The organism is Kineococcus gynurae (genome assembly GCF_042433995.1).
In the GTDB taxonomy this organism is placed as follows: domain Bacteria; phylum Actinomycetota; class Actinomycetes; order Actinomycetales; family Kineococcaceae; genus Kineococcus; species Kineococcus gynurae.
Map to the genome: position 1 here is coordinate 18071 of NZ_JBHLUI010000010.1, position 20337 is coordinate 38407.

Genomic DNA, 20337 nt, shown 5'->3' on the forward strand with positions numbered 1-20337 from the left:
CGAGCAGACCGACCCGGCCGTGACGACCCCCGACCCCGCCGCCGAGCCGGCGCCGGTGGTCTTCGCCGGACGGACCGGTGCGGCCCGGCCGATCACCACCTACGGGACCCCGGTCCTGCACCGCCGCTGCGCCCCGGTCACGCGCTTCGACGACGACCTCCGCCAGCTCGTGGCCGACATGTTCGCGTCGATGGCCGCGGCCGACGGCGTGGGGCTGGCCGCCAACCAGATCGGGGTCGACGCGCGGGTCTTCGTCGTGGACTGCCCCGACGAGGAGGAGCGCCGCGTCGTCGCCCACGTCGTCAACCCCGTCCTCAAACTCCCCACCGGTCGGCGGAGGCGTCTCGACCTGGACGGCGAGGGGTGCCTGTCCGTCCCCGGGCAGTATTCCGACCTGGCCCGTCCCGACCGCAGCGAGGTCACCGGGGTCGACGTCGACGGCAACCCCGTGACCCTGGTCGGGACCGGCCTGCTGGCCCGCTGCCTGCAGCACGAGGTCGACCACCTGGAGGGGACCGTCTACGTCGACCGCCTCGAGGTGGGGCGTCGCGTCGAGATCCTCACCGCCGCAGGGCTGCCGACCGAACCGGCCCGCGCGTGAAGGCCCCGGTCGTCCTCGGCATCGAGAGCTCCTGCGACGAGACGGGGGTCGGGCTGGTCGCCGAGGGGGTCCTGCTCGGCGACGCCCTCGCCTCCAGCATGGACGCCCACGCCCGCTTCGGCGGGGTCGTGCCCGAGGTCGCCGCCCGCGCGCACCTGGAGTCGATGCTGCCCGTGCTGCGCGAGGCGCTGGACACGGCGTCCCTCGACCTCGCCGACGTCGACGCGGTGGCCGTCACCGCCGGGCCGGGGTTGTCCACCGCCGTCCAGGTCGGCCTCGCCTCGGCGAAGGCCCTCGCCTACGCCCTGGACAAGCCGCTCTACGGCGTCCACCACCTCGCCGGGCACGCCGCGGTCGACGTCCTCGTCCACGGCCCGCTGCCCACCCGCTGCGTCGCGCTCGTCGTCTCCGGCGGGCACACCTCGCTGCTGCTCCTGGGTGACCTGGCCCGCGACCCCGTGGTGCACCTCGGCGACACCATCGACGACGCGGCCGGGGAGGCCTTCGACAAGGTCGCCCGCGTCATCGGCCTCGGCTACCCGGGCGGACCGGTCATCGACCGGGTGGCCCGCGACGGCGACCCGCACGCGATCCGGTTCCCCCGGGCGCTGTCGCGGGCCCAGGACCCGGCCTACGGCTTCAGCTTCTCCGGGGTGAAGACGGCCGTCGCCCGCTGGGTCGAGGCCCGCACCGACGCCGGTGGCGAGATCCCCGTGGCCGACGTCGCCGCGAGCTTCCAGGAGGCCGTGGCCGACGTCCTCACCCGCAAGGCGGTCGCGGCCTGCCGGGAGCACGGCGTGGGCACCCTGCTGCTGGTCGGCGGGGTGGCGGCGAACTCGCGGGTCCGCGCCCTGGCCGAAGAACGCTGCGCCGCAGCCGGTCTCGAGCTGCGGGTGCCGCCGCTGCGGTTGTGCACCGACAACGGCGCGATGATCGCCGCGGTGGGCGACCTGTTGGTCCGGGCCGGGGTCGAGCCCTCCCGCGCCGACCTCGCGGCCGACCCCTCGGCCCCCCTGACGGGGGCACTGCTGCACGGGGTGGGACGTTAGGTCCCGATGACCGACCGCACCCCGTCCCACGAAGGCGAGTGACACCCCGTGCCCATCGACTACTCCAAGCGCCCCGGTGACCCGACCCCCGAGCCGGAGCCCACGGGCCCGGGCGGGGGGCTGTCGCTGAGCAAGGTGACGCTGACCAAGGCCGCCCCCAAGGTGTCGCTGACCAAGCGCGGCGGCACCGGGCGACTGACCGTCCACCTGGCCTGGAACGCCCGTCCCGCTGCCGCCCCGGCCGGGGGCGGCGGCTTCCTGTCCAAGCTGCGCAACGCCGCGGTCGGTTCCGCCGGGGGCATCGACCTCGACCTCGGGGCGCTCTACGAGTTCTCCGACGGGTCCAAGGGGGTCGTGCAGGCTCTCGGCAACGCCTTCCGCGACCGCTCCGCCGGTGACCCCCTGGTCTGGCTCGACGGCGACGACCGCACCGGCGGCGGCGGGGAGACCCTCTACGTCGACCTGCGCGACCCGGCCAGGATCAAGCGCGTCCTGGTGTTCGCGTTCATCTACGAGGGGGTCCCGAACTGGGCCGCCGCCGACGGCGTCGTCACCCTGACTCCGTCCGCGGGGCAGGAGATCGAGGTCCGTCTCGACGAGCACGACGACCGCTCCCCGATGTGCGCCATCGCCCAGATCGTCTCCGACGGCCGCGAGGTCACCGTCCAGCGCGAGGTCCGCTACGTCCAGGGCGGGCAGCAGCAGCTCGACGAGGCGTTCGGCTGGGGCATGCGCTGGCGGACCGGGCGCAAGTGACCTTCTCGCTCCTCCGCACCACCCGGTGCTGACGCCGGCTCCGGCCCGGGGTCACGGCGGCGCGGTCGCGATGGTCCTCGGCGCGGCGGTCTCGGTCCAGGCCGGGGCCGCCGTCGCCGCGCGGGTGTTCCCGCTCGCCGGCCCGTTCGGCACCGTCACCGCGCGCCTCGCCCTGGCCGCGGTGATCCTCCTGCTCGTCGTCCGCCCCCGGGTCCGGGGCTGGACGTGGACGCAGTGGGGGCCGGTGCTGGCGTTCGGCGGCGCGCTCGGAGCCATGAACTCGACGTTCTACCTGTCCCTGGAACGCATCCCGCTCGGGGTCGCGGTCACCGCGGAGTTCCTAGGGCCGCTCACTCTGGCCGCCGTGCTCACCCGACGGGCCAAGGACCTGGTCTGGGTCGCGCTCGCGCTCGTCGGGGTCGCCGTCCTCGGGTTGGGGGAGGGCGCCCACGTCGGCGGGGACGACCTCGTCGGCATCGGGTTCGCCCTGCTGGCCGGGGCGTTCTGGGCCGGGTACATCCTGGCCAGCGCCCGGGTGGGCACGGTCGTGCCCGGTCAGGGCGGGCTCGCCGTCGCCGCGGTCGTCGCGGCCCTCATCGTCGCCCCCGTCGGGATCGCCACCGCCGGAACGGCTCTGCTGCACCCCACCGTCCTGCTCCTGGGTCTCGTGGTCGCCGTGGCGAGTTCCGTCATCCCCTACTCGCTGGAACTGTCCGCGCTGCGCCGGCTGCCCGCGCGGACGTTCGGGGTCCTGCTCAGCCTGGAACCGGCGATCGCGGCGCTGGCGGGATGGGTGCTGCTCTCGCAGGGGTTGCCCTGGCTCTCGGTGGCGGCGATCGGCCTGGTCGTCGCCGCCAGCGCCGGGTCCACCCTGACCGCCCCGCGACCGTCCCCGCCGGTCGCCCCGGCCGATCCCGCCTGAGGAGACCCTCGTGACCCGGACCGCCCCCGTGCCGGGGACCGCGGAGTTCCCGCTCCTGGCCGACCTGGCCGCGACCCGCCCGGTGACCTGGTGGAACCCGGGGTTGCGACCGACCGCCGTGGCGATGCCGGGGGTGGGCCTCGGGATCGCCGACGTCGACGACGCCGCGGACCGGTTGCGACGCTTCGCCCCCCTCCTGGCCCAGGTGTTCCCCGACACCCGAGGTTCCGGTGGCATCGTCGAGTCCCCGTTGCGTGCAGCCCCTGCCCTGCAGCGCGTCCTGGGCGAACGGGCGGGTACCCCGTTCCCCGGGGAACTGTGGGTGAAGCTCGACAGCCATCTCCCCGTCAGCGGCTCGATCAAGGCGCGCGGCGGCCTGTACGAGGTCCTGAAGCTCGCCGAGGAACTCGCCGTGCAGGCCGGGCTGCTCACCCTCGACGACGACTACCGTCGCCTGCTCGAGGCGCCGGTCCGCGACCTGTTCGCCCGGCGCACCATCGTCGTGGGTTCGACCGGGAACCTCGGGCTCTCCATAGGCATCGCCGGTGCCGCACTGGGTTTCCGCGTCACGGTCCACATGTCGGCCGACGCCCGGCGGTGGAAGAAGGATCGGTTGCGCGAGCACGGGGTCACGGTCGTCGAACACGACCAGGACTACTCGGCGGCCGTCGCCGCCGGTCGCGCCGCGGTGGCGCAGGACCCGTCGGCGCACTTCGTCGACGACGAGAACTCCACCGACCTCTTCCTCGGCTACGCCGTCGCGGCGCGCCGGTTGGCCGGGCAGCTCCAGGCGCTCGACGTCCGCGTCGACGTCGAGCACCCCCTCGTCGTGCACCTGCCGTGCGGCGTCGGCGGGGGACCGGGCGGGATCGCGTTCGGCCTCAAGACGATCTTCGCCGACGCCGTGCACTGCGTGTTCGCCGAACCGACCCACTCGCCGTGCATGCTGCTCGGGGTCGGGACCGGTCGGCACGACGGGATCAGCGTCCAGGATCTCGGCATCGACAACGTGACCGTGGCCGACGGCCTGGCCGTGGGGCGCGCGTCGGGGTTCGTGGGGCGGCGGATGGGGGCGTTGCTCAGCGCGTTCTGCACCGTGAGCGACGAGGAGCTGCTCCGCACGGTCGCGCTGCTGCACGAGACCGAGGGCCTCGGTGTCGAACCGTCGGCCGTCGCCGGGATCCCCGGTGCCCTGCGGCTGCTCACGGCGACCGCGTCGGAGGAGAGGGCCGGCCTGGGCGACGACCGGTTGCGGGCGGCCACGCACGTCGCCTGGCTGACCGGGGGCAGCATGGTTCCCGCCGAGGAACTCGCCGCCTACGTCGACGCCGGGCGCGCCCTGCTCTGAGCGACGTCGCGGGTCAGGACTTCGAGCCGGACACCGCGAGGGTTCCGCCCAGTCCGATCATCATCACGCCCCCGGTCCCGCCGAGGGTGGCCAGCCGGCGCGGGGACCGGGCGAACCAGGTGCGCGCCGTCCCCGCCAGCAGCGCCCAGACGCTGTCGCAGGCCAGGGCGACGAGCAGGAAGACCAGACCCAGTTCGAGGAGCTGCCCCCGCACCGGTCCGGCCGAAGGGTCGACGAACTGCGGCAGGATCGCGACGAAGAACGCGATGGTCTTGGGGTTGGTGGCGCCGACCACGAAACCCTCCCGCAGCACGTGACCCGTCCCCCGCGGGGCCTCCGCCACGGTGCCGACGTGGTCGTGGCGGTGCCGGATCGCCTGCACGCCGAGCCACACCAGGTAGGCGGCACCCGCCAGTTTCAGGACGGTGAACGCGACCACCGACGCCGCGACCACGGCACCGACGCCGAAGGCCACCGCGAGGACTGCGGGCACCGTGCCGAGTCCGTTGCCGACCACGCTCAGCACCCCGACCCGGCGGCCGTGGGCGATGGAGCGACCCAGCACGAACAGCACGCTCGGGCCGGGGATCAGGATGAGCACCGTGGCCGCGGCGAGGAACGGCAGGAGGTGGTCGAGAGGCACCATGATCGGATCGTAGGACCGGGGCCGGGCGTGGGCACGGGGTTTCCGGTGGTCAAACCGGTTGAGGACCGCCACGCCGCCCGTCGATGATCGGCGACGGGAACCGACCGAGGGGGAACCGTGAGCACCGACGAGGCCGTCGCCGCCAACCTGCGCACCTGGGACGAACGGGTGCCCCACCACGTCGTCGCCTACGGGGCCGAGGCGTTCGCCGACGATCCGGGCGCCCTCCGGGCGCAGACCGAGGTCGGCCTCCTCGCCCCGCACCTGCCGGGCGGGAGCATCGCCGGGCTCGACGTCGTGCACCTGCAGTGCCACATCGGGACCGACACCATCGGCCTGGCCCGGCACGGGGCTCGCGTCGTGGGGACGGACCTCTCGGGCCCGGCCGTCGAGGCGGCTCGGGCCCTCGCCCGTCGCGCCGGCGTCGACGCGTCGTTCGCGCTCTGTCGCAACGAGGACGCCCCCGACGTGCTGGGGCGCCGATTCGACGTCGTGGTCACGTCGGTGGGGGTCCTGTGCTGGCTGGACGACCTGACCACGTGGGCGCGGGCGGTCCACCGGCTCCTGCGCCCGGCCGGGGTGTTCCTGGTCCACGACGCCCATCCGATGCTGTCGGCGCTGCAGGAGGGACGCAGCGACGGCCTGCTGGTGCTCGGGGAACCGTACTTCGCCTCGTCCGGTCCCCGACGCTGGGACGACGGGCTGACCTATGCCACCGACGCCCCGATGCAGCACAACACCACCTACGTGTGGCCGCACGACCTGGCCGAGATCTTCGGCGCGGTGCTCGGGGCGGGGTTGCACGTCGAGGCGTTCCACGAGCACCGGTCCATGCCCTGGGCCGCGCTCCCGGGGATGGTGGAGACCGAGCGCGGTTTCGAGCTGCCCCCCGGTTCCGCGGAGTGCCCGCTGATGTTCTCGATCGTCGCCCGGAGCTGAGGACACCGGTGTCCCGACCGTCCGCGGGCGCGCCCCGCGTCCTCCCCGCCGACCGGGGTCGGACGAACGTGTTCGTGCACCTCGGCGTCGTCTACCGCCGGGTGGACGGTCTCGACCTGCACCTGCAGGTGATCCAGCCGAGCGGCGACGCGGCGATGCTCGGGTGGGAGGCGGCCTTCTCGGGGCGGTACCCGTGCCTCGCGTTCGTCCAAGGTTCCGGCTGGCGGCGGCAGGACCTGGGGGCCGGGTTGGCGTTCCTGTGCCGCCTCGCCGAACGGGGCCACGTCGTCGCGGTCGTGGAGCACCGATCCTCCGCCGTCGCACCGCATCCCGCGCAGGTGCACGACGCCCGGGCCGCGGTGCGCTGGCTGCGGGCGCACGCCGAGGACTACGGGATCGACCCCGACCGGGTGGCCGTGTCCGGGGACAGTTCCGGTGGTCACGTCGCCCTGCTGCTCCACGCCACCGACGGAGCGCCCGCGCTGGACGAGGACCCGGACGGGGCCGCGCTGCGGTTGACCCACACCGTCGCCTTCTACCCCCCGACCGACCTGACCCGGATGGACCACGAGGACGCCGTCCGCGAACTCCTCGGCGGGGTAGGGCCGGGGGAGGATCCGGCCGCGGCCCGGGCCGCGAGCCCGGCCACCCACCTCGACCGCCGTCCCCGCGGTCCGGTCCTGCTCGTGCACGGCAGCGCCGACGAGGTCGTCCCGCCCGAGCACAGCACGGGGTACGCCGACGTGCTGCGGGCGGCGGGACAGCACTGCGAGGTGGTCATGGTCGAGGGGGCCGGGCACGGGATCTGGCCCTCCCTGTTCACCCCCGAGCTGATCGACGTCGTCGACGACTTCCTCAGGAGGTGACGCGTCCGGGCCTGGCCGGTGCCGGACCCGGCCCCGGAGCGGCGGCCCGGGCGCGGGCCTCGAGCCGGTCGACCAGTTCCCGCAGGGACCCACCGGGGTAGCCGTGCACGAGATCGTTCTCGCGACCCACGCCCGGGGGCGCGGGGACCGACGGGCGCCGCGGACGGACCGGGGCCTCCTGGTCGCTGACACCTGGGTTCACGGCGGACTCCTCGGGGTCGGTTCGGGTCTCGGGTCGTCCCATGCTGGCCGGTGCGGCACGCCCCAGCGGGGTTGTCCACAGGGCTGCCGGACCGATGTGCCGGGGACTGCAACCGGACGAAGGGCTCAGCGGTCATCCGGGTAGGTCGGCGGGGAGACGCCCCGGCGGACGGACCCGGAGGATGGTCGACATGGACGGCGGCGCCGAGTTCGAGGCGACTACCGGGAGAGTTCCCGGCGGGTCCTGGCCCACGTCTACCTCTCGACGGGGGACCTGACCGCCGCCGAGGACGCCGTCGCCGAGGCCTACGCCCGGGCCTGGCAGCGCTGGTCGAGCGTGCGCCGGGCGGACTCGCCCGAGGCGTGGATCCGGACGGTGGCGCAACGGATCGCCATCAGTCAGTGGCGCAAGCTGCGCAACCGCCTCGTGGCCCAACGCCGGGCCCACGACGAGACGCCCCGCCCCGGCCTCGGACCGGACCACGTCGCCATGGTCGCGGCCCTGCGGCAGCTGCCGGCGCGGCAACGCCAGCCGATCGTCCTGCACCACGTCGCCGACCGGTCGGTCGCCGACATCGCCGAGGAGCTGGACGTCGCCCCGGGCACGGTCAAGGCCTGGTTGTCCCGCGGTCGCACCGCGATGCGCGAACACCTGCAGGAGGACGCGAGATGAGGGAGGACGGCATGCGCGAGCAGCTCGAACAGGTCGTGCGCGAGACGGAACGGCACGGGCGGTTGCCCTCCGCGGCGGAGGTCGTCCGGCGGGGGGACCGTCGCCGTCGGCGGGTGCGGGCGACCCGGGTCGCGGTGGTCGCCGCCGTGGTGGCCGGGGTCGGCGGGCCGTGGTTGCTGGCCCAGGACCGGTCCACGCCGATCGTTCCCGCGCCCCCGGTCGCGACCTCACCGGCCCCGAGGTTCGAGGACCCGGCGGCCCGCCCGGACCTGACGTTCACCACCCCCACCGGCCGGGTGCTGGCCACGCTGGTCGAACCCGGCGTCGACCTGATCGACCCGGCCGCGGTGGCCGGTCCGACCATGGCCCTCTGGTCGGTGGACCCGACCGCGGTGCCCGAGCGCGTCGCCCTCCGCAACGGCGCGCAGACCGACGGGCGCGACCTCTGCCTGTCGGCACCGGTCGAGGGGATCGTCTCGAGCGAACTGTGCGACCCGACCGCGAGCGCGCAGCAGTTCTCCCTCGCCGTGGTCCCCGGGGGGAGCTGGACGTTGGGCAGCGACCTCGGCTTCGTCGCCCTCGACGCCGAAGGTCGGTTGACGACCTCGACCGATCCGGCTGCGGCCCTGCCGTTCTCCATCACCGGACCGGACGGTGCGCGGTGGTCGCCGCTACCGTGAGGGCCGGCCGGAATCTGGCCGACCGAGGGTGCAACGGATGGGCACCCTGATCGCGTTGTCCTGGTCGTGAGACCACCTGCGGGCGACGCCGCGAACCGCCTCGCCGGTCCGAGCCGACCACAGGCCGGGGCGGCCGACGCCGACGGGGTTGCGCGGGGGTGGAGCCGGCGCTCGGCTCGTGAGCTGCAGGACCTGGACTCGCTCGTGGCCGGGAAGGGGCCGCAGCTGGTACGGCTCGCCCGGGCCCTGCTTCGCGACCAGCACCAGGCGGAGGACGTCGTGCAGGACGTCCTGGCCGCGTGCGTGACCCGGTGGAACCGGATCAGCACCCTGGACGACCCCTCCGCCTACCTGAACCGCATGGTGGTCAACGCGGTCATCAGTTCCCGACGGCGGCCCTGGCGCCGGGAGCAGGCCAACGACCCGACCGATCTCGGGGCCCGTGCCTCGGGCCCGGGGTCGGCGGACGCCGTGCCCGACGTCGCCGATGCGCACGCCGAACGGCACCGCTGCCTCGAACTCCTGCGCCGCTTGCCGGACCGGCAACGGGTGGCGCTGGTCCTGCGCCTCTACGAGGGGATGCCCGACACCGAGATCGCGGACCTCATGAACTGCTCCACCACGACGGTGCGCAGCAACGCGCACCGAGGCCTGGCGAGCCTGCGCCGGATGCTCGACGAGGAGGGGATCACCCGTGCCTGACCGCAAGGAGACCTCGGACCCGGTCGCGGCGCTGCTGCTGGACGCGCTGGACCAGGAGGTGCGGCGCGGACCGGTCGACGTGACCCTGCTCGCGGGTGGGGCCTCGGCCCGTCTGCGGCGGCGCCAACGCATCCGTCGGGTGCGGGTGGTGGCCGTCGCCCTGACCACGGTCACCGGCGTCGCCATGCTGTCCCTGCTCGGTCCGGCCTGGCCGGGGTCGACCGTCTCGACGATCGCCGACAGGGGTCTCGCGGACCGGACGTCCCGCCCCACCTCGACGTCGGTGGCCACCGACCCCGTCGATCCCGTGTCCCTCCCGGTGCGGTACGCGATCCCCGACCTCACTCGGGCCCTCGCCGTCCTCCCCCCGGACAAGACCCTCTCGGGCGGGTCGGAACAGCGCCGCCAGGAGTCCGCCCTGAGCGGGCCGGTGGCCTGCCTCCAGGACTGGTCCGCACCGTCCCCCAGCATCGCCGGGCGTTCCTTCCAATGGTTCGCGGGGACGACCCCGGAGCACGTCGCCGACCTGTCGGTCACCGGATGGCCGGAGGGGACCGGGCGGGTCATCTTCGACGAGGCCGTCGCCGGGGATCTGCAGTGCCGCGTCACCGGCGAGCTGTCCAGGCAGGACGTCACCGTCGCGGGCGCCGACCAGTCCTGGGTGGTGACCTCTGATCTCGGGCCGTCGGCCGGGGTCGTCGGCGCGGCCCGGGTGGGGGACCTCATCGTCAGTGCGGCGCTGCGCGCCCCCACGGTCTCCGAGGCCGCGGCCCGGACCGACGAGCTCGTCACGCTGCTCGATGCCGCGGTGACCGACCTGCGGGCGAGCGACCTCGCCGCCGTACGCAGTCAGGGGGAGGGGTGACCCCTGGTTCTGTCAGGGGGCTGTGTCGGAGCCGAGGATCCCGATCGACGACTGCGGGGTGTACAGGGGGGCGACGAACCTCACCGATGGCGCGTTCGTCGTCCCCGCGGCGGTAGCAGGGTTCGCCACCGCTGCGACGGGCCGACGTTCGGGGGCGGGAACGTCGGCGGACCCGCTGCTACCGACCGGGAGGAGCGGGACTCCTGACAGGACGGTCAGGGTGACGGTCATCGTGCGGACGTGCGCCACGGTGCTCTCCTCGGTCGTCGCGGGAGATCCTCATCGGTGCGAGCCGCCCCGCCCTTGAACGAGCTGCGTGCCCACGCCTCGGCGGCACGTTCGCCACCCTCCGTGTCGTCCCTGCGGGCCGTACTTCACGAACGCTGCGTTCATCCGTCAATCGGGGCTCTTTCGGCCCCTTCCCTCGGGATGAACGCAGCGCGGGTGACGTCATCGACGCCGCCGCCCCGACGACCATCACGCCCGGTGACGAGCGGAGGGCGCCGAGGCTCGCGCGTCAGGCCGGCGGGCCGTAGAACTGCAGGTCGTTGCCCTCGCTGTCCTTGAACGGCGCGATCCGGCCCCACTCGTGGTCGCTGATGCCGCCGGTGAACTCGACCCCCTCCTGCTGCAGGTGGGCCACCTCGTCGTCGATGCTGCCCTCGGGCTGGAAGGTGATCACCGCGCCACCGGGGGCGTGCTCCGCGGTCTCCTCACGCCCGTTCAGGCCGATCATCAGCCCACCGGCGTCGATCTCGCTCCAGTCCTCCGACGTCGAGCGCACCTCCAGGCCCAGGGTGGACCCGTAGAACCGCACCGCGCGGTCCATGTCGTCCACCGGAACCCACACCGTCGCCACACCACGCGCCATCAGGACCTCCCAGGTCTCGGTTCGAACCGCCACCGTGTCCCTCGTCGTCGCGGACCGCACCTCGATCACCGGTCGTCGGGGGTGGACATGCGCGGGGGCCGAACGTGCAGGCAACGCCCCCCGGCCTAGGCTCGGATCAGTTCCAGCACCTGACGTCGAGGAGGACATCCGATGGCCGAGGACCAGTCGCACGCCCCCGTCCCGCCGAGCCCCGAGTTCGCGGCGGCGGCCAACGCCAAGGCCGACCTGTACGAGGCCGCCTCGGCGGACCGGCTCGCGTTCTGGGCCGAGCAGGCCCGCGAGAACGTGGAGTGGGCCGACGACTTCACCGAGGTGCTGGACTGGTCGGACGCCCCGTTCGCCAAGTGGTTCGTGGGCGGGACGCTGAACGTCGCGGCGAACTGCGTGGACCGGCACGTCGCCGCCGGCAACGGTGACCGGGTCGCGCTGCACTTCGAGGGCGAGCCGGGTGACAGCCGCAGCGTGACCTACGCCGAGCTCGAGGCCGAGGTGAAGAAGGCGGCGAACGCGCTGCTGGCCCTGGGCGTCGAGAAGGGCGACCGGGTCGCGATCTACGTCCCGATGCTGGTCGAGAGCGTCGTGGCGATGCTGGCCTGCGCGCGCATCGGGGCACCCCACTCGGTCGTCTTCGGCGGGTTCTCCGCCGACGCGCTGCACTCCCGCATCAACGACGCCGAGGCCAAGGTGGTCATCACCTGCGACGGCAGCTACCGGCGCGGCAAGCCCACCACCCTCAAACCCGCCGTCGACGCGGCCCTGGACAAGGGCTGCCCGAGCGTCACCAACGTCCTGGTGATCCGGCGCAACGGTGAGGACGTCGCCTGGACCGAGGGCCGCGACGTGTGGTGGCACGAGGCCCTGGAGGCGGCCGAGGCCGAGCACACCGCGGAACCCGTGGACGCCGAGCACCCGCTCTTCATCCTCTACACCTCGGGCACCACCGGGAAACCCAAGGGGATCCTGCACACCTCGGGCGGCTACCTCGTGCAGACGACGTGGACGACCCGCTCGGTGTTCGACCTCAAACCCGAGACCGACGTCTACTGGTGCACGGCCGACATCGGCTGGGTCACCGGGCACTCCTACGTCGTGTACGGGCCGCTGTCGGCCGGTGCGACGCAGGTGATCTACGAGGGCACCCCCGACACCCCGGACAAGGACCGCTGGTGGGCGGTCGCCGAGAAGTTCGGGGTCACGATCCTCTACACCGCCCCCACGGCGATCCGCACCTGCATGAAGTGGGGCGAGGAGCACCCGGCCAAGCACGACCTGTCGAAACTCCGGGTCCTCGGCAGCGTGGGGGAGAACATCAACCCCGAGGCGTGGTCCTGGTACCGCCGGGTCATCGGCGGCGACCGCACCCCCATCGTCGACACCTGGTGGCAGACCGAGACGGGGGCCCAGATGATCGCCCCGCTGCCCGGGGTCACCGCGCTCAAGGCCGGGTCCGCCCAGGTCCCGCTGCCGGGCATCGTCGCCGACGTCGTCGACGACGCGGGGGAACCGATCGAGGGGGAGACCGCGGGTTACCTCGTCCTCTCCGAACCGTGGCCGTCCATGCTGCGCGGGTTGTGGAAGGACGACCAGCGCTACAAGGACACCTACTGGGCCCGCTTCCCCGGCAAGTACTTCGCCGGGGACGGCGCCCGGCGCGACGCCGACGGCGACATCTGGCTGCTCGGGCGGGTGGACGACGTCATGAACGTCTCCGGGCACCGGCTCTCCACCGCCGAGATCGAGTCGGCCCTGGTCAGCCACCCCGACGTCGCCGAGGCGGCGGTCGTCGGGGCCACCGACGAGACGACCGGTCAGGCCGTCGTCGCCTTCGTCATCCTGCGCGGTGGGCACGAGGAGGGGCCGGACACCGTCGCCGACCTGCGCGCGCACGTCGGCCGGGAGATCGGGCCCATCGCGAAACCGAGGTCGATCATGGTCGTCGCGGAACTGCCCAAGACCCGCTCGGGCAAGATCATGCGCCGCCTGCTGCGCGACGTGGCCGAGAACCGGGAACCGGGTGACGTGACCACGTTGACGGACTCCAGCGTCATGGACTCGATCCGGGCCGGGGCCTCGGGTTCCGCGGACTGAGCCGGCCCTCACCGGGCCTGCACCGGACCTCCCCCGCCACCGCCCGCGACGGGCACCCGGCGGGGGAGGCCCGCGGGCAGGCTGGACGGGTGCCGACCTCTCGCCCCGTCAGCTCCGCGCGCCGCCCCCTGTCCTTGGTCGGGGCCGGCGCCCTCACCCTCGCGGCGGCGCTGGTCGCGTTCCCCGAGACCGTGGGGCTCGGCGGGGCCCGTCCGTGGGTGTGGATCGTGCCGTTCCGGGTCCCGGTCGGGCTCGGCCTCGCCGCCACCGCGGGGGTGGCCCTGCTCGCGGGCGTTCGGTGGCGGTCCCTGCTGCCGACCGCGCTGGGGCTGGGCCTGGTCGCCGGCGTGCACGGGGGGACGACCGTCGTCCGGGGCCTGGGCGAGGGACACCTGCCGCCTGCGCGCCCCGGGGACGTCACCGTCGCCGGGGCCAACCTGTACGTGGCCCGGGCCGATCCGTCGTCGGTCGCGGACCTCGTCCTGCGCGACGGCATCGACGTGCTCGCACTGCCCGAGACCGACCGGGTCCTGGCCGACCGGGTGGCCGAGCTGGTCGGGGCGCGGGACGGCACCCCGCCCACCGTCTTCTGGACCGCCGACGGTGACCCGGCCGACCCGGAGCGGATGGGGACGGCGCTGCTCGTCTCCCCCCGACTGGGGGAGTACCGGTCCACCGGGGAGGTGACCGGCGGTCTCAAGGCCGTCGTGACCGCCCGCCCCGTCGACGGAACCGGGCCCGTGCTGGTCGCCGCGCACACCGCGGCCCCGATCCCGCGGTGGTTGCCGGCCTGGCGGGCCGAGACCGCGGCCGTCGTCGACTTCTGCGAGCGCACCCCCGGGGTCCTGCTGGCGGGTGACCTCAACGCGACGCTCGACCACCCGGCGCTCGCCGGTCTGCAGCACTGCGCCGAGGCGGCCACCGCCGGTGGCAGCGGCGCCCGCGGGACCTGGCCGGCCGACCGGTCCGCGCTCCTCGGGGCGCACATCGACCACACGCTGGGCGATCGGCGCGCGTGGGTGCCGGTGGGGTCCCGGGTGGTGGAGGTCGAGGGCAGCGACCACCGGGCGGTCGTGGCCCGGTGGCGCCCCGTCCAGGAATGATCACGCTGGGCGACAACGGATGCGCCGAAACGGTCGTCGTCCCGCACCCGGCGTGGTCGATCCGCTCAAGATCGTCCACGTCGGGCCCTTGAACGCTCTACTGTTTCCTCCGACCTCGCCTGATCCCCCCGGTTCGTCGAGGTCGGCGCCGCCGCCGGTTCCCCCGCCGGCGGCGGCGCGACCCCCCTCCCGTCGGCCGCTGCTCGGCCCCCCCGTCCGCGTGTCCGGCGGCCCGGGACTGCACCGGGTCCCGAAGCTGAATAGGCTCTGGCTGCCGTGCACGACATCCCGCCCGCTCCCCGCGGGCGGCACGAGGAGGCAGTCGCGATGACCATGACCAGCAAGGGACGTTTCGGCGTGGCCCCGGAACGAACCGTCGGCCAGCTCGTCGCCGACGCCAGCCAGGACCTCTCCGAGCTGGTGCGCTACGAGATCGCCCTGGCCAAGGCCGAGATCACCGCCGACGTGAAGAAGGGCGCCATCGGTGGGGCCCTGCTCGCCGTCGCCGGGGTGTTCGGGCTGCTGGGTTTCATCTTCTTCCTCGTCTTCGCCGCCTACCTGCTGATGGAGCTCGCGGGCTGGACGGGGTACGCGGCCTACGGCCTCGTCTTCGGCGTGCTGCTCGTCCTGGCCGGCATCCTCGCCGTGGTCGGCATCGGCAGCGTCAAGAAGGTCGGCCCGCCGACCCGCACCATCCGCACCTCCAAGGAGACGATCGCGACGCTCAAGGCGTCCGTCTCCCACCGCAACTGAGTCCGACCCCGGCCGGTCGCGCCGGGACGGGGACCGGCTCCGCCGACGTCTCGGCGGTGCTCCTCCCCGGGCCCTGGACGCACCGTCTGGTGGCCGCCCACGGAGCCCGCTTCCACGTCGCGGAGGCGGGCTCCGGGCCGCTCGTCCTGCTCCTGCACTCCTTCCCGCAGTTCTGGTGGGCCTGGCGCCACCAGCTGGTCGACCTCGCCGCCGCCGGCTACCGGACGGTGGCCATGGACCTGCGCGGCTACGGGGCCTCCGACAAACCCCCGCGCGGTTACGACACCCCCACCTCGGCGGCCGACGTCGCCGCCGTCATCCGGGCGCTGGGCGCACGCGACGCCGTGGTCGTGGGTCACGGCATCTCCGGGCGCACCGTGTGGGCCCTGGCCGGGTCGGCCGCCGACCGGCTGCGCGGTGCGGTCGTCGTCGGTGCCGCCCACCCGCTGACCACCGCGCGCATCCTGAAGGACCGGCTCCTGCGCCGCTCCCCGGGTCTCGTGGGGGCCCCGGGCGCGACCGTCCTGCGCCAGCTCCCCCTGCTGCCGGAACGCTCGTTGGTCTCCGGTGACGGCGTCGCCGACGTGCTGCGCGGTGCGGGTGGTCCGGGCTACCCCTCGGCCGAGGAGCTGGAGCGCTACACCGAGGCCGTCCGGGTGCCCTTCGTCGCCCACTCCGCCCTGGAGTACCACCGCTGGATCGCCCGGGCCGCGCTGCGTAGCGACGGTCGCCGGTTCGCCGCGTCGTTGCGGGCCGGGACCTCGGTGCCCGTCCTGCAGCTGCACGGCAGCCTCGACCCGACGGTCTCGGCCGCCGCGGTCGCGGCCGGCGAACGGTTCGCGCACGGCCCCTACCGGCAGGTCGAGTTCCCCGGTCGCGGGCACTTCCTGCCCGAGGAGGAACCGGTCGGGGTGAGCGCCGTGCTGCGGGAGTGGCTCGAGGGCGTCCGGCGCGACTGAAGCCATGGCCGGGTCGCCGGGTCGCCCGGGCACCGGCTCACGCGGCGGTGCAGGCCCCGGTGCCCACGGGCGTGGTGGAGTTCCCGACGACGGCGAGGACGCGGTCGAGCTCGACCGGGGTCAGGACGTAGCCGGTCTGGTCGTCGTCGAGGGAACGCGCGAAGACCACTCCGGCGACTTCGCCGCCGGGGGTCAGCAGGGGGCCACCGGAGTTCCCCGGCTGGACCTGCGTGTTCACCGAGTACACCTCGCGCACCACCCGGTCCCGGTCGTAGATGTCGCGGCCCTCCGCCTGCAGCACCGACCGGATCCGCGCCGGGGCCAGCGTGTAGGGGCCGTCGAGCGGGAAGCCCCCCACCACCGCCTCGTCGCCCCGCTGCAGCTCGGCGCTGCGGGGCACGGGCGCCGCGTCCAGCCCGGGCACGTCGAGCACCGCGAGGTCCGTGCGCGGGTCGAAACCGACCACGGTCGCCGGGTAGCGCGGCCCGACACCCTGCGGCTGGACGAGCGGCCGTTCCACCCCGGCCACCACGTGCGCGTTGGTGACCACGCGGGCGGAGTCTTCGAGCCGGGCGACCACGAAGCCGGAACCCTCCAGGCCGCGGCGGCAGGAGTCGGCGACCCCGGTCACCTTGACGATGCTCGGCTGGGCGCGCACCAGCCCGGGCGCCGCGGCGTCCACGGGGCCGGGGGGCTCCACCGACGGGATCGGTTCGGCCGCGACCCCGGTGAACACCCGGGGGAACCCGCTGGCCTCCGCCGTGGCCCAGAACCGTTGCAGCACCTGGCTGGTCGCACCGGGCACGACGGCGTCGACGGCGGCGACCACCCGGGAACCGGTGACCGCGGACACCACCTGCGGCAGGGGGGCCGCGCGCGCCGCCCCGGCCACCACCCAGACGACCAGGGACGTCGCGAGCAGCCCGGCCACCGCGCCGAGGACCGAGTCCAGCGTGCGGGCCGGTCGCCACCGCACCCGCCGGCGGATCGCCAGGCCCACCAGTCCGAGCACGAGCCGGCCGAGGATCGCCAGGACGACCGTGCCCAGCACGACGACGAGGGTGCGCTCGACCCCGGGGTCCTGGTCGGCGACCAGGCGCGGCAGCTGCACCACGCCGAGCGCCGCGCCCCCGACGAGGCCGGCCAGGGACAGGAGTCCGACGAAGAACCCCTCCCGCCACCCCGCCACCGTCTGGATCAGCAGGAGCAGCAGGAGCAGGACGTCCAGCACGACCGAGGCGGTCACGAGCGGGCCCAGTTCAGCGCGTCCTCGATGCCGAGGACCCGTGGTCCCCCGTCCCCGACGACCCCGCTCGCGGCCGCCGTCGGGGTCGGTTCGAGACCCCCCAACCGCAGCACCCGGACCAGGACCTCCGCCGTGAACCCCCACACCAGCAGCCCCCGCGTCGCGAAGGCCGGGCCCTCGTAACCGCCCGGGGCCCGCACCCGGCACCGGTTCTGCGGTGCGTAGAGCTCGGCCAGCGGCACCGACTCGACCCGCGCGACCTCACCGCGGTCCACGACCCCGACCGGACCGGGGGCGCGCCAGTGCGCCACCACCGCGGTGACCTCGTGGCGGGAGTGGCGCAGCTGCAGACCGGGGAGCTGACCGAGGACGTCGACCCCGGTGGCGTCCAGGCCGACCTCCTCGGCCGCCTCGCGCAACGCCGTCGCGGCGGGCGAGGCGTCGCCCGGGTCGGCCCGGCCACCGGGGAAGGCGACCTGGCCGGAGTGCTGCCGCAGGCTGCCGGCCCGCTCGGTCAGCAGCACCTCGGGTCCCGCCGGGCCGTCGGCGAGCAGGACGAGGACGGCCGCCGGACGGGCCCCGACCTGCGGACCCGCCCGGTCCTCGCGCCAGTCGAGGTCGGCGCTGCGCACCCCGGGCAGCGCGGAGGCCAACGGCTGCAGCCAGTCCGGCAGCGTCCCCCCGCCGGTCGACGGGTCCCCACCGGGCGACGGGTTCACGCCGGCCCCTCGGGCCAGGGCCCCTTGACCATCGCGACCGCCCGCTGCGGATCCTGCTCCCCGACCGCCGACGACGGGCACCAGCGCCGGACCGGGCAGGCCCCGCAGGCCGGGCGCCGGGCGAAGCAGGTCCGACGCCCGTGGAAGATCAACCGGTGCGAGAGCAGGGTGTGGTCACCCTCGGGGGCCCGGCGCGGGAAGATCGCGGCCAGCTCCGCCTCCACGCGGACCGGGTCCTCCCCGGCGGTGAACCCCAGGCGGCGCGACAACCGACCGACGTGGGTGTCCACCGTGAGGCCCGGGACCCCGAACGCGTCGCCCAGGACCACGTTCGCGGTCTTGCGGCCCACCCCGGCCAACCGGACCAGGTCGCCCTGGCGGGGCGGGACCTCGCCGCCGTGCTCGGCCACGAGCTGCGCGCTCGCTCGCAGCAACGAGTCCGCCTTGGCCCGGAAGAACCCCGTCGGCTGGATCAACCCCTCGAGCTCGGCCCGGTCGGCCCCGGCCATCGCGGCCGCGTCCGGGAAGCGCGCGAACAGCGCCGGGGTCACCTGGTTCACCCGGACGTCGGTGCACTGCGCCGACAGGATCGTGGCCACCAGCAGCTCGAAGGGGGAACGGAAGTCCAGCTCGCAGTGCGCGTCCGGGTAGCGGGCGGCCAGCACCCGGTGGATGCGCCGGGCCCGACGCGTGCGGGCCAGCGGGGTCTCGGCCAGGACCGCGGCGACGGGCCCCAGGGGCGGACGGGTGGTGCTCGGCACCGGGCGAGCCTACGTCGCGGGTCCGACGCGGGCCGGGGGACGCCGCGAGCGGGTGACACCTCTGGTGCGTCGGTGTGACGTCGACCCCGCGGACGTCAAGCTCCGCCCCCGGGCCGACGATCACCGCTGCATGACCGGCGACAGCGTGCCCACCACCGCGGCGACCCGCGACGCCTTCGGCGTCCCGCTCCCGGGCACCGACGACCCGACGGCGCGCGCCGAGCTCGCCGCGCTCACGCCCGCCCAGCTGCGCCGCCGTCGCGAGCTGCTCGGTGCGGAGCTGCGCGCCCTCGGGCAGTGGCGGCGGCTGCTGCGGGCCCGTCGGGAGCTGCTGGTGGCGACGGTCGTCGTCCCCGCCCCCCTGCTCGTGCCCGTCGAGGCGGCCGCCGAGGACGGTCCCCTCGAACGGCACCTGGACGACCTGGCGCTCTCCCTCGGTGGTCCGGCCCTCCCGGGCGAGGGTCTGGCCGACCTCGTCTACTGCGCCCCGGGACCGCAGGGCGTCGCCCCGGCCCTGGCCGCGCTCGTCGACGCCGAACGGCGGTTGGCCGCCTACGCCGAGGCCGTGGCCGCCGAGCTGGAGACGGCGACGGAGGTGCTGGTCGCCCAGGTCCGCGCCGACATCCGGACGGATCACTGATCCATCCGGGCCCCTCGTACGGCAGACTGCTTCCCGGCAGGGCAGTGTGACCTGGTGAACAGGGCGGGACCCTTGACGCGCGCCGCCAGGGGTGCGGAGCGGTACGTGGCCGAGGAGGACTTCAGTGGTGGACCAGGGGCAGATCGACGCCAAGGACGTCGAACGGCTCGGTGACGTCGTGCGTCGGGCGCCGTTGTTCTCGGCGCTGGACGACGCGGTGTCCGCCGAGCTGATGCAGTCGATGGAGCCCGTCCACGTCGACCGCGGTCAGCAGCTGTTCGGCGAGGGCGAGCCCGGGGACCGGGTCTACGTCGTCCGTTCCGGCAAGATCAAGCTGGTCCGCAGCTGGGCCGACGGCCGGGAGAACCTCCTCGCCGTCCTCGGGCCGGGGGAGATGTTCGGCGAGCTGTCCCTGTTCGACCCGGGCCCCCGCACGAGTTCGGCCCGCGCGGTCTCCGAGTCGGACCTCGTCGCCCTCGGGCACACCGAGATGCTCAACTGGCTGCAGCGTCGCCCCGAGGTCGCCGAGCACCTGCTGCGGGCCCTCGCCCAGCGGCTGCGCCGGACCAACACCGCCCTCGCCGACCTCGTCTTCACCGACGTCCCCGGGCGGGTGGCCAAGGCGCTGCTCGACCTCTCCCGCCGTTTCGGCCGCCCCATCGCCGACGGGCTGCTGGTCGCCCACGACCTGACCCAGGAGGAGCTGGCCCAGCTCGTCGGGGCCTCGCGCGAGACGGTGAACAAGGCCCTGGCCGACTTCGCCTCGCGCGGCTGGCTGCGGCTGGAGGCCCGGGCGGTCGTCCTGCACGACCTCGAACGCCTGCACAAGCGCGCCCACAGCTGACGCGCCGGTGAGGGCATGATCACGTTCTGCGAGAACGGGTCGGCCCACCGGGCGGTGTTCGCTCAGGGATTCTTCAGAACGGTC

The 20337-nt window shown here is 74.6% G+C and carries 22 protein-coding genes and 1 pseudogene; 17 read left to right on the forward strand and 6 right to left on the reverse strand.

Annotated features, from left to right (window positions below; genetic code table 11):
- The first annotated feature begins 55 nt into the window (after positions 1–55).
- Genes def through dsdA form a run of 5 tightly spaced genes read left to right on the forward strand, consistent with a single transcriptional unit; the run spans position 56 to position 4676 of the window.
- Entirely contained in the window at positions 56–601 is a 546-nt protein-coding gene (gene def / locus ACFFKU_RS13695) for a peptide deformylase (protein ID WP_380139341.1), read from the forward strand.
- Positions 598–1650 carry a tRNA (adenosine(37)-N6)-threonylcarbamoyltransferase complex transferase subunit TsaD gene (tsaD, locus tag ACFFKU_RS13700; RefSeq protein WP_380138759.1) on the forward strand — a complete coding sequence of 351 codons (1053 nt, stop codon included), beginning with the start codon at positions 598–600 and terminating at the stop codon, positions 1648–1650. Before def ends, tsaD begins: the two co-directional genes overlap by 4 nt.
- A 48-nt stretch (positions 1651–1698) precedes the next feature.
- Positions 1699–2406, forward strand: coding sequence for a tellurium resistance protein (locus tag ACFFKU_RS13705; RefSeq protein WP_380138760.1), 708 nt, complete (start codon positions 1699–1701; stop codon positions 2404–2406).
- A gap of 25 nt (positions 2407–2431) precedes the next feature.
- Positions 2432–3328, forward strand: a complete 897-nt coding sequence (locus tag ACFFKU_RS13710; RefSeq protein ID WP_380138761.1) for an EamA family transporter — start codon at positions 2432–2434, stop codon at positions 3326–3328.
- A gap of 10 nt (positions 3329–3338) precedes the next feature.
- The gene (gene dsdA / locus ACFFKU_RS13715; protein ID WP_380138763.1) at positions 3339–4676 is read left to right on the forward strand and encodes a D-serine ammonia-lyase; all 1338 of its coding nucleotides are present in this window, start codon (positions 3339–3341) and stop codon (positions 4674–4676) included.
- Between the two features lie 13 nt (positions 4677–4689).
- On the opposite strand, the gene ACFFKU_RS13720 is transcribed toward dsdA, so the two are convergent.
- Positions 4690–5322, reverse strand: a complete 633-nt coding sequence (locus ACFFKU_RS13720) for a LysE family translocator (protein ID WP_380138765.1) — start codon at positions 5320–5322, stop codon at positions 4690–4692.
- Positions 5323–5439: 117 nt separating this feature from the next.
- Here ACFFKU_RS13720 and ACFFKU_RS13725 point away from each other — a divergent pair, with 117 nt between their 5' ends.
- Together ACFFKU_RS13725 and ACFFKU_RS13730 are read left to right on the forward strand one after the other, a co-directional pair.
- The gene (locus tag ACFFKU_RS13725; RefSeq protein ID WP_380138766.1) at positions 5440–6261 is read left to right on the forward strand and encodes a class I SAM-dependent methyltransferase; all 822 of its coding nucleotides are present in this window, start codon (positions 5440–5442) and stop codon (positions 6259–6261) included.
- Positions 6262–6269: 8 nt separating this feature from the next.
- On the forward strand, positions 6270–7127 hold the full coding sequence (locus tag ACFFKU_RS13730) for an alpha/beta hydrolase fold domain-containing protein (protein WP_380138767.1): 858 nt from the start codon (positions 6270–6272) through the stop codon (positions 7125–7127).
- On the opposite strand, the gene ACFFKU_RS13735 is transcribed toward ACFFKU_RS13730, so the two are convergent.
- Positions 7117–7329: a hypothetical protein gene (locus ACFFKU_RS13735; RefSeq protein WP_380138769.1), complete on the reverse strand. Its 213-nt coding sequence runs from the start codon at positions 7327–7329 to the stop codon at positions 7117–7119. The genes ACFFKU_RS13730 and ACFFKU_RS13735 overlap by 11 nt on opposite strands.
- A gap of 190 nt (positions 7330–7519) precedes the next feature.
- On the opposite strand from ACFFKU_RS13735, the pseudogene ACFFKU_RS13740 reads away from it, so the two are divergent.
- The 4 genes and pseudogenes from ACFFKU_RS13740 to ACFFKU_RS13755 all read left to right on the forward strand — a co-directional run bounded on the left by ACFFKU_RS13740 (position 7520) and on the right by ACFFKU_RS13755 (position 10248).
- A pseudogene (locus ACFFKU_RS13740) lies at positions 7520–8001 on the forward strand (SigE family RNA polymerase sigma factor).
- 11 nt (positions 8002–8012) lie between these two features.
- A complete protein-coding gene (locus ACFFKU_RS13745; protein WP_380138770.1) occupies positions 8013–8681 on the forward strand; it encodes a hypothetical protein in 669 nt (222 codons plus the stop codon).
- A 66-nt stretch (positions 8682–8747) separates the two neighbouring features.
- Positions 8748–9383: an RNA polymerase sigma factor gene (locus ACFFKU_RS13750; protein ID WP_380138772.1), complete on the forward strand. Its 636-nt coding sequence runs from the start codon at positions 8748–8750 to the stop codon at positions 9381–9383.
- Positions 9376–10248, forward strand: a complete 873-nt coding sequence (locus ACFFKU_RS13755) for a hypothetical protein (protein WP_380138773.1) — start codon at positions 9376–9378, stop codon at positions 10246–10248. The genes ACFFKU_RS13750 and ACFFKU_RS13755 overlap by 8 nt, the downstream gene beginning before the upstream one ends.
- A gap of 517 nt (positions 10249–10765) precedes the next feature.
- On the opposite strand, the gene ACFFKU_RS13760 is transcribed toward ACFFKU_RS13755, so the two are convergent.
- Positions 10766–11152, reverse strand: coding sequence for a VOC family protein (locus tag ACFFKU_RS13760; protein ID WP_380138774.1), 387 nt, complete (start codon positions 11150–11152; stop codon positions 10766–10768).
- A gap of 138 nt (positions 11153–11290) precedes the next feature.
- Here ACFFKU_RS13760 and acs point away from each other — a divergent pair, with 138 nt between their 5' ends.
- The 4 genes from acs (at position 11291) to ACFFKU_RS13780 (ending at position 16043) form a co-directional block, all read left to right on the forward strand.
- The gene (gene acs, locus ACFFKU_RS13765; RefSeq protein WP_380138776.1) at positions 11291–13228 is read left to right on the forward strand and encodes an acetate--CoA ligase; all 1938 of its coding nucleotides are present in this window, start codon (positions 11291–11293) and stop codon (positions 13226–13228) included.
- 89 nt (positions 13229–13317) lie between these two features.
- The gene (locus ACFFKU_RS13770) at positions 13318–14331 is read left to right on the forward strand and encodes an endonuclease/exonuclease/phosphatase family protein (protein WP_380138778.1); all 1014 of its coding nucleotides are present in this window, start codon (positions 13318–13320) and stop codon (positions 14329–14331) included.
- A 327-nt stretch (positions 14332–14658) separates the two neighbouring features.
- A complete protein-coding gene (locus ACFFKU_RS13775; protein ID WP_380138780.1) occupies positions 14659–15084 on the forward strand; it encodes a phage holin family protein in 426 nt (141 codons plus the stop codon).
- Positions 15085–15173: 89 nt separating this feature from the next.
- Positions 15174–16043 (forward strand): alpha/beta fold hydrolase, encoded by an 870-nt coding sequence (locus ACFFKU_RS13780; protein ID WP_380138782.1) that lies wholly within the window; start codon positions 15174–15176, stop codon positions 16041–16043.
- Between the two features lie 37 nt (positions 16044–16080).
- Here the strand turns inward: ACFFKU_RS13780 and ACFFKU_RS13785 are convergent, their stop codons facing one another.
- From ACFFKU_RS13785 to nth, 3 genes are read right to left on the reverse strand one after another with little or no spacing between them, the layout of a single operon-like run.
- A complete protein-coding gene (locus ACFFKU_RS13785) occupies positions 16081–17289 on the reverse strand; it encodes a MarP family serine protease (protein ID WP_380138784.1) in 1209 nt (402 codons plus the stop codon).
- Complete coding sequence (locus ACFFKU_RS13790) at positions 17286–18008, reverse strand: NUDIX hydrolase (protein ID WP_380138786.1); 723 nt, start codon at positions 18006–18008, stop codon at positions 17286–17288. The genes ACFFKU_RS13785 and ACFFKU_RS13790 overlap by 4 nt, the downstream gene beginning before the upstream one ends.
- Positions 18005–18769, reverse strand: coding sequence for an endonuclease III (nth, locus tag ACFFKU_RS13795; protein WP_380138788.1), 765 nt, complete (start codon positions 18767–18769; stop codon positions 18005–18007). Before nth ends, ACFFKU_RS13790 begins: the two co-directional genes overlap by 4 nt.
- A 130-nt stretch (positions 18770–18899) precedes the next feature.
- On the opposite strand from nth, the gene ACFFKU_RS13800 reads away from it, so the two are divergent.
- Positions 18900–19409, forward strand: coding sequence for a hypothetical protein (locus tag ACFFKU_RS13800; RefSeq protein ID WP_380138789.1), 510 nt, complete (start codon positions 18900–18902; stop codon positions 19407–19409).
- Between the two features lie 127 nt (positions 19410–19536).
- Positions 19537–20253: a Crp/Fnr family transcriptional regulator gene (locus tag ACFFKU_RS13805; protein WP_380138790.1), complete on the forward strand. Its 717-nt coding sequence runs from the start codon at positions 19537–19539 to the stop codon at positions 20251–20253.
- Positions 20254–20337 lie beyond the last annotated feature (84 nt).

What these genes read in the sequence shown, in the direction of transcription:
- ACFFKU_RS13720 (WP_380138765.1), bottom strand. Translation starts at nt 5,322, where the DNA reads ATGGTGCCTCTCGACCACCTCCTGCCGTTCCTCGCCGCGGCCACGGTG.
- ACFFKU_RS13800 (WP_380138789.1), top strand. Translation starts at nt 18,900, where the DNA reads ATGACCGGCGACAGCGTGCCCACCACCGCGGCGACCCGCGACGCCTTC.
- ACFFKU_RS13745 (WP_380138770.1), top strand. Translation starts at nt 8,013, where the DNA reads ATGCGCGAGCAGCTCGAACAGGTCGTGCGCGAGACGGAACGGCACGGG.
- ACFFKU_RS13775 (WP_380138780.1), top strand. Translation starts at nt 14,659, where the DNA reads ATGACCATGACCAGCAAGGGACGTTTCGGCGTGGCCCCGGAACGAACC.
- acs (WP_380138776.1), top strand. Translation starts at nt 11,291, where the DNA reads ATGGCCGAGGACCAGTCGCACGCCCCCGTCCCGCCGAGCCCCGAGTTC.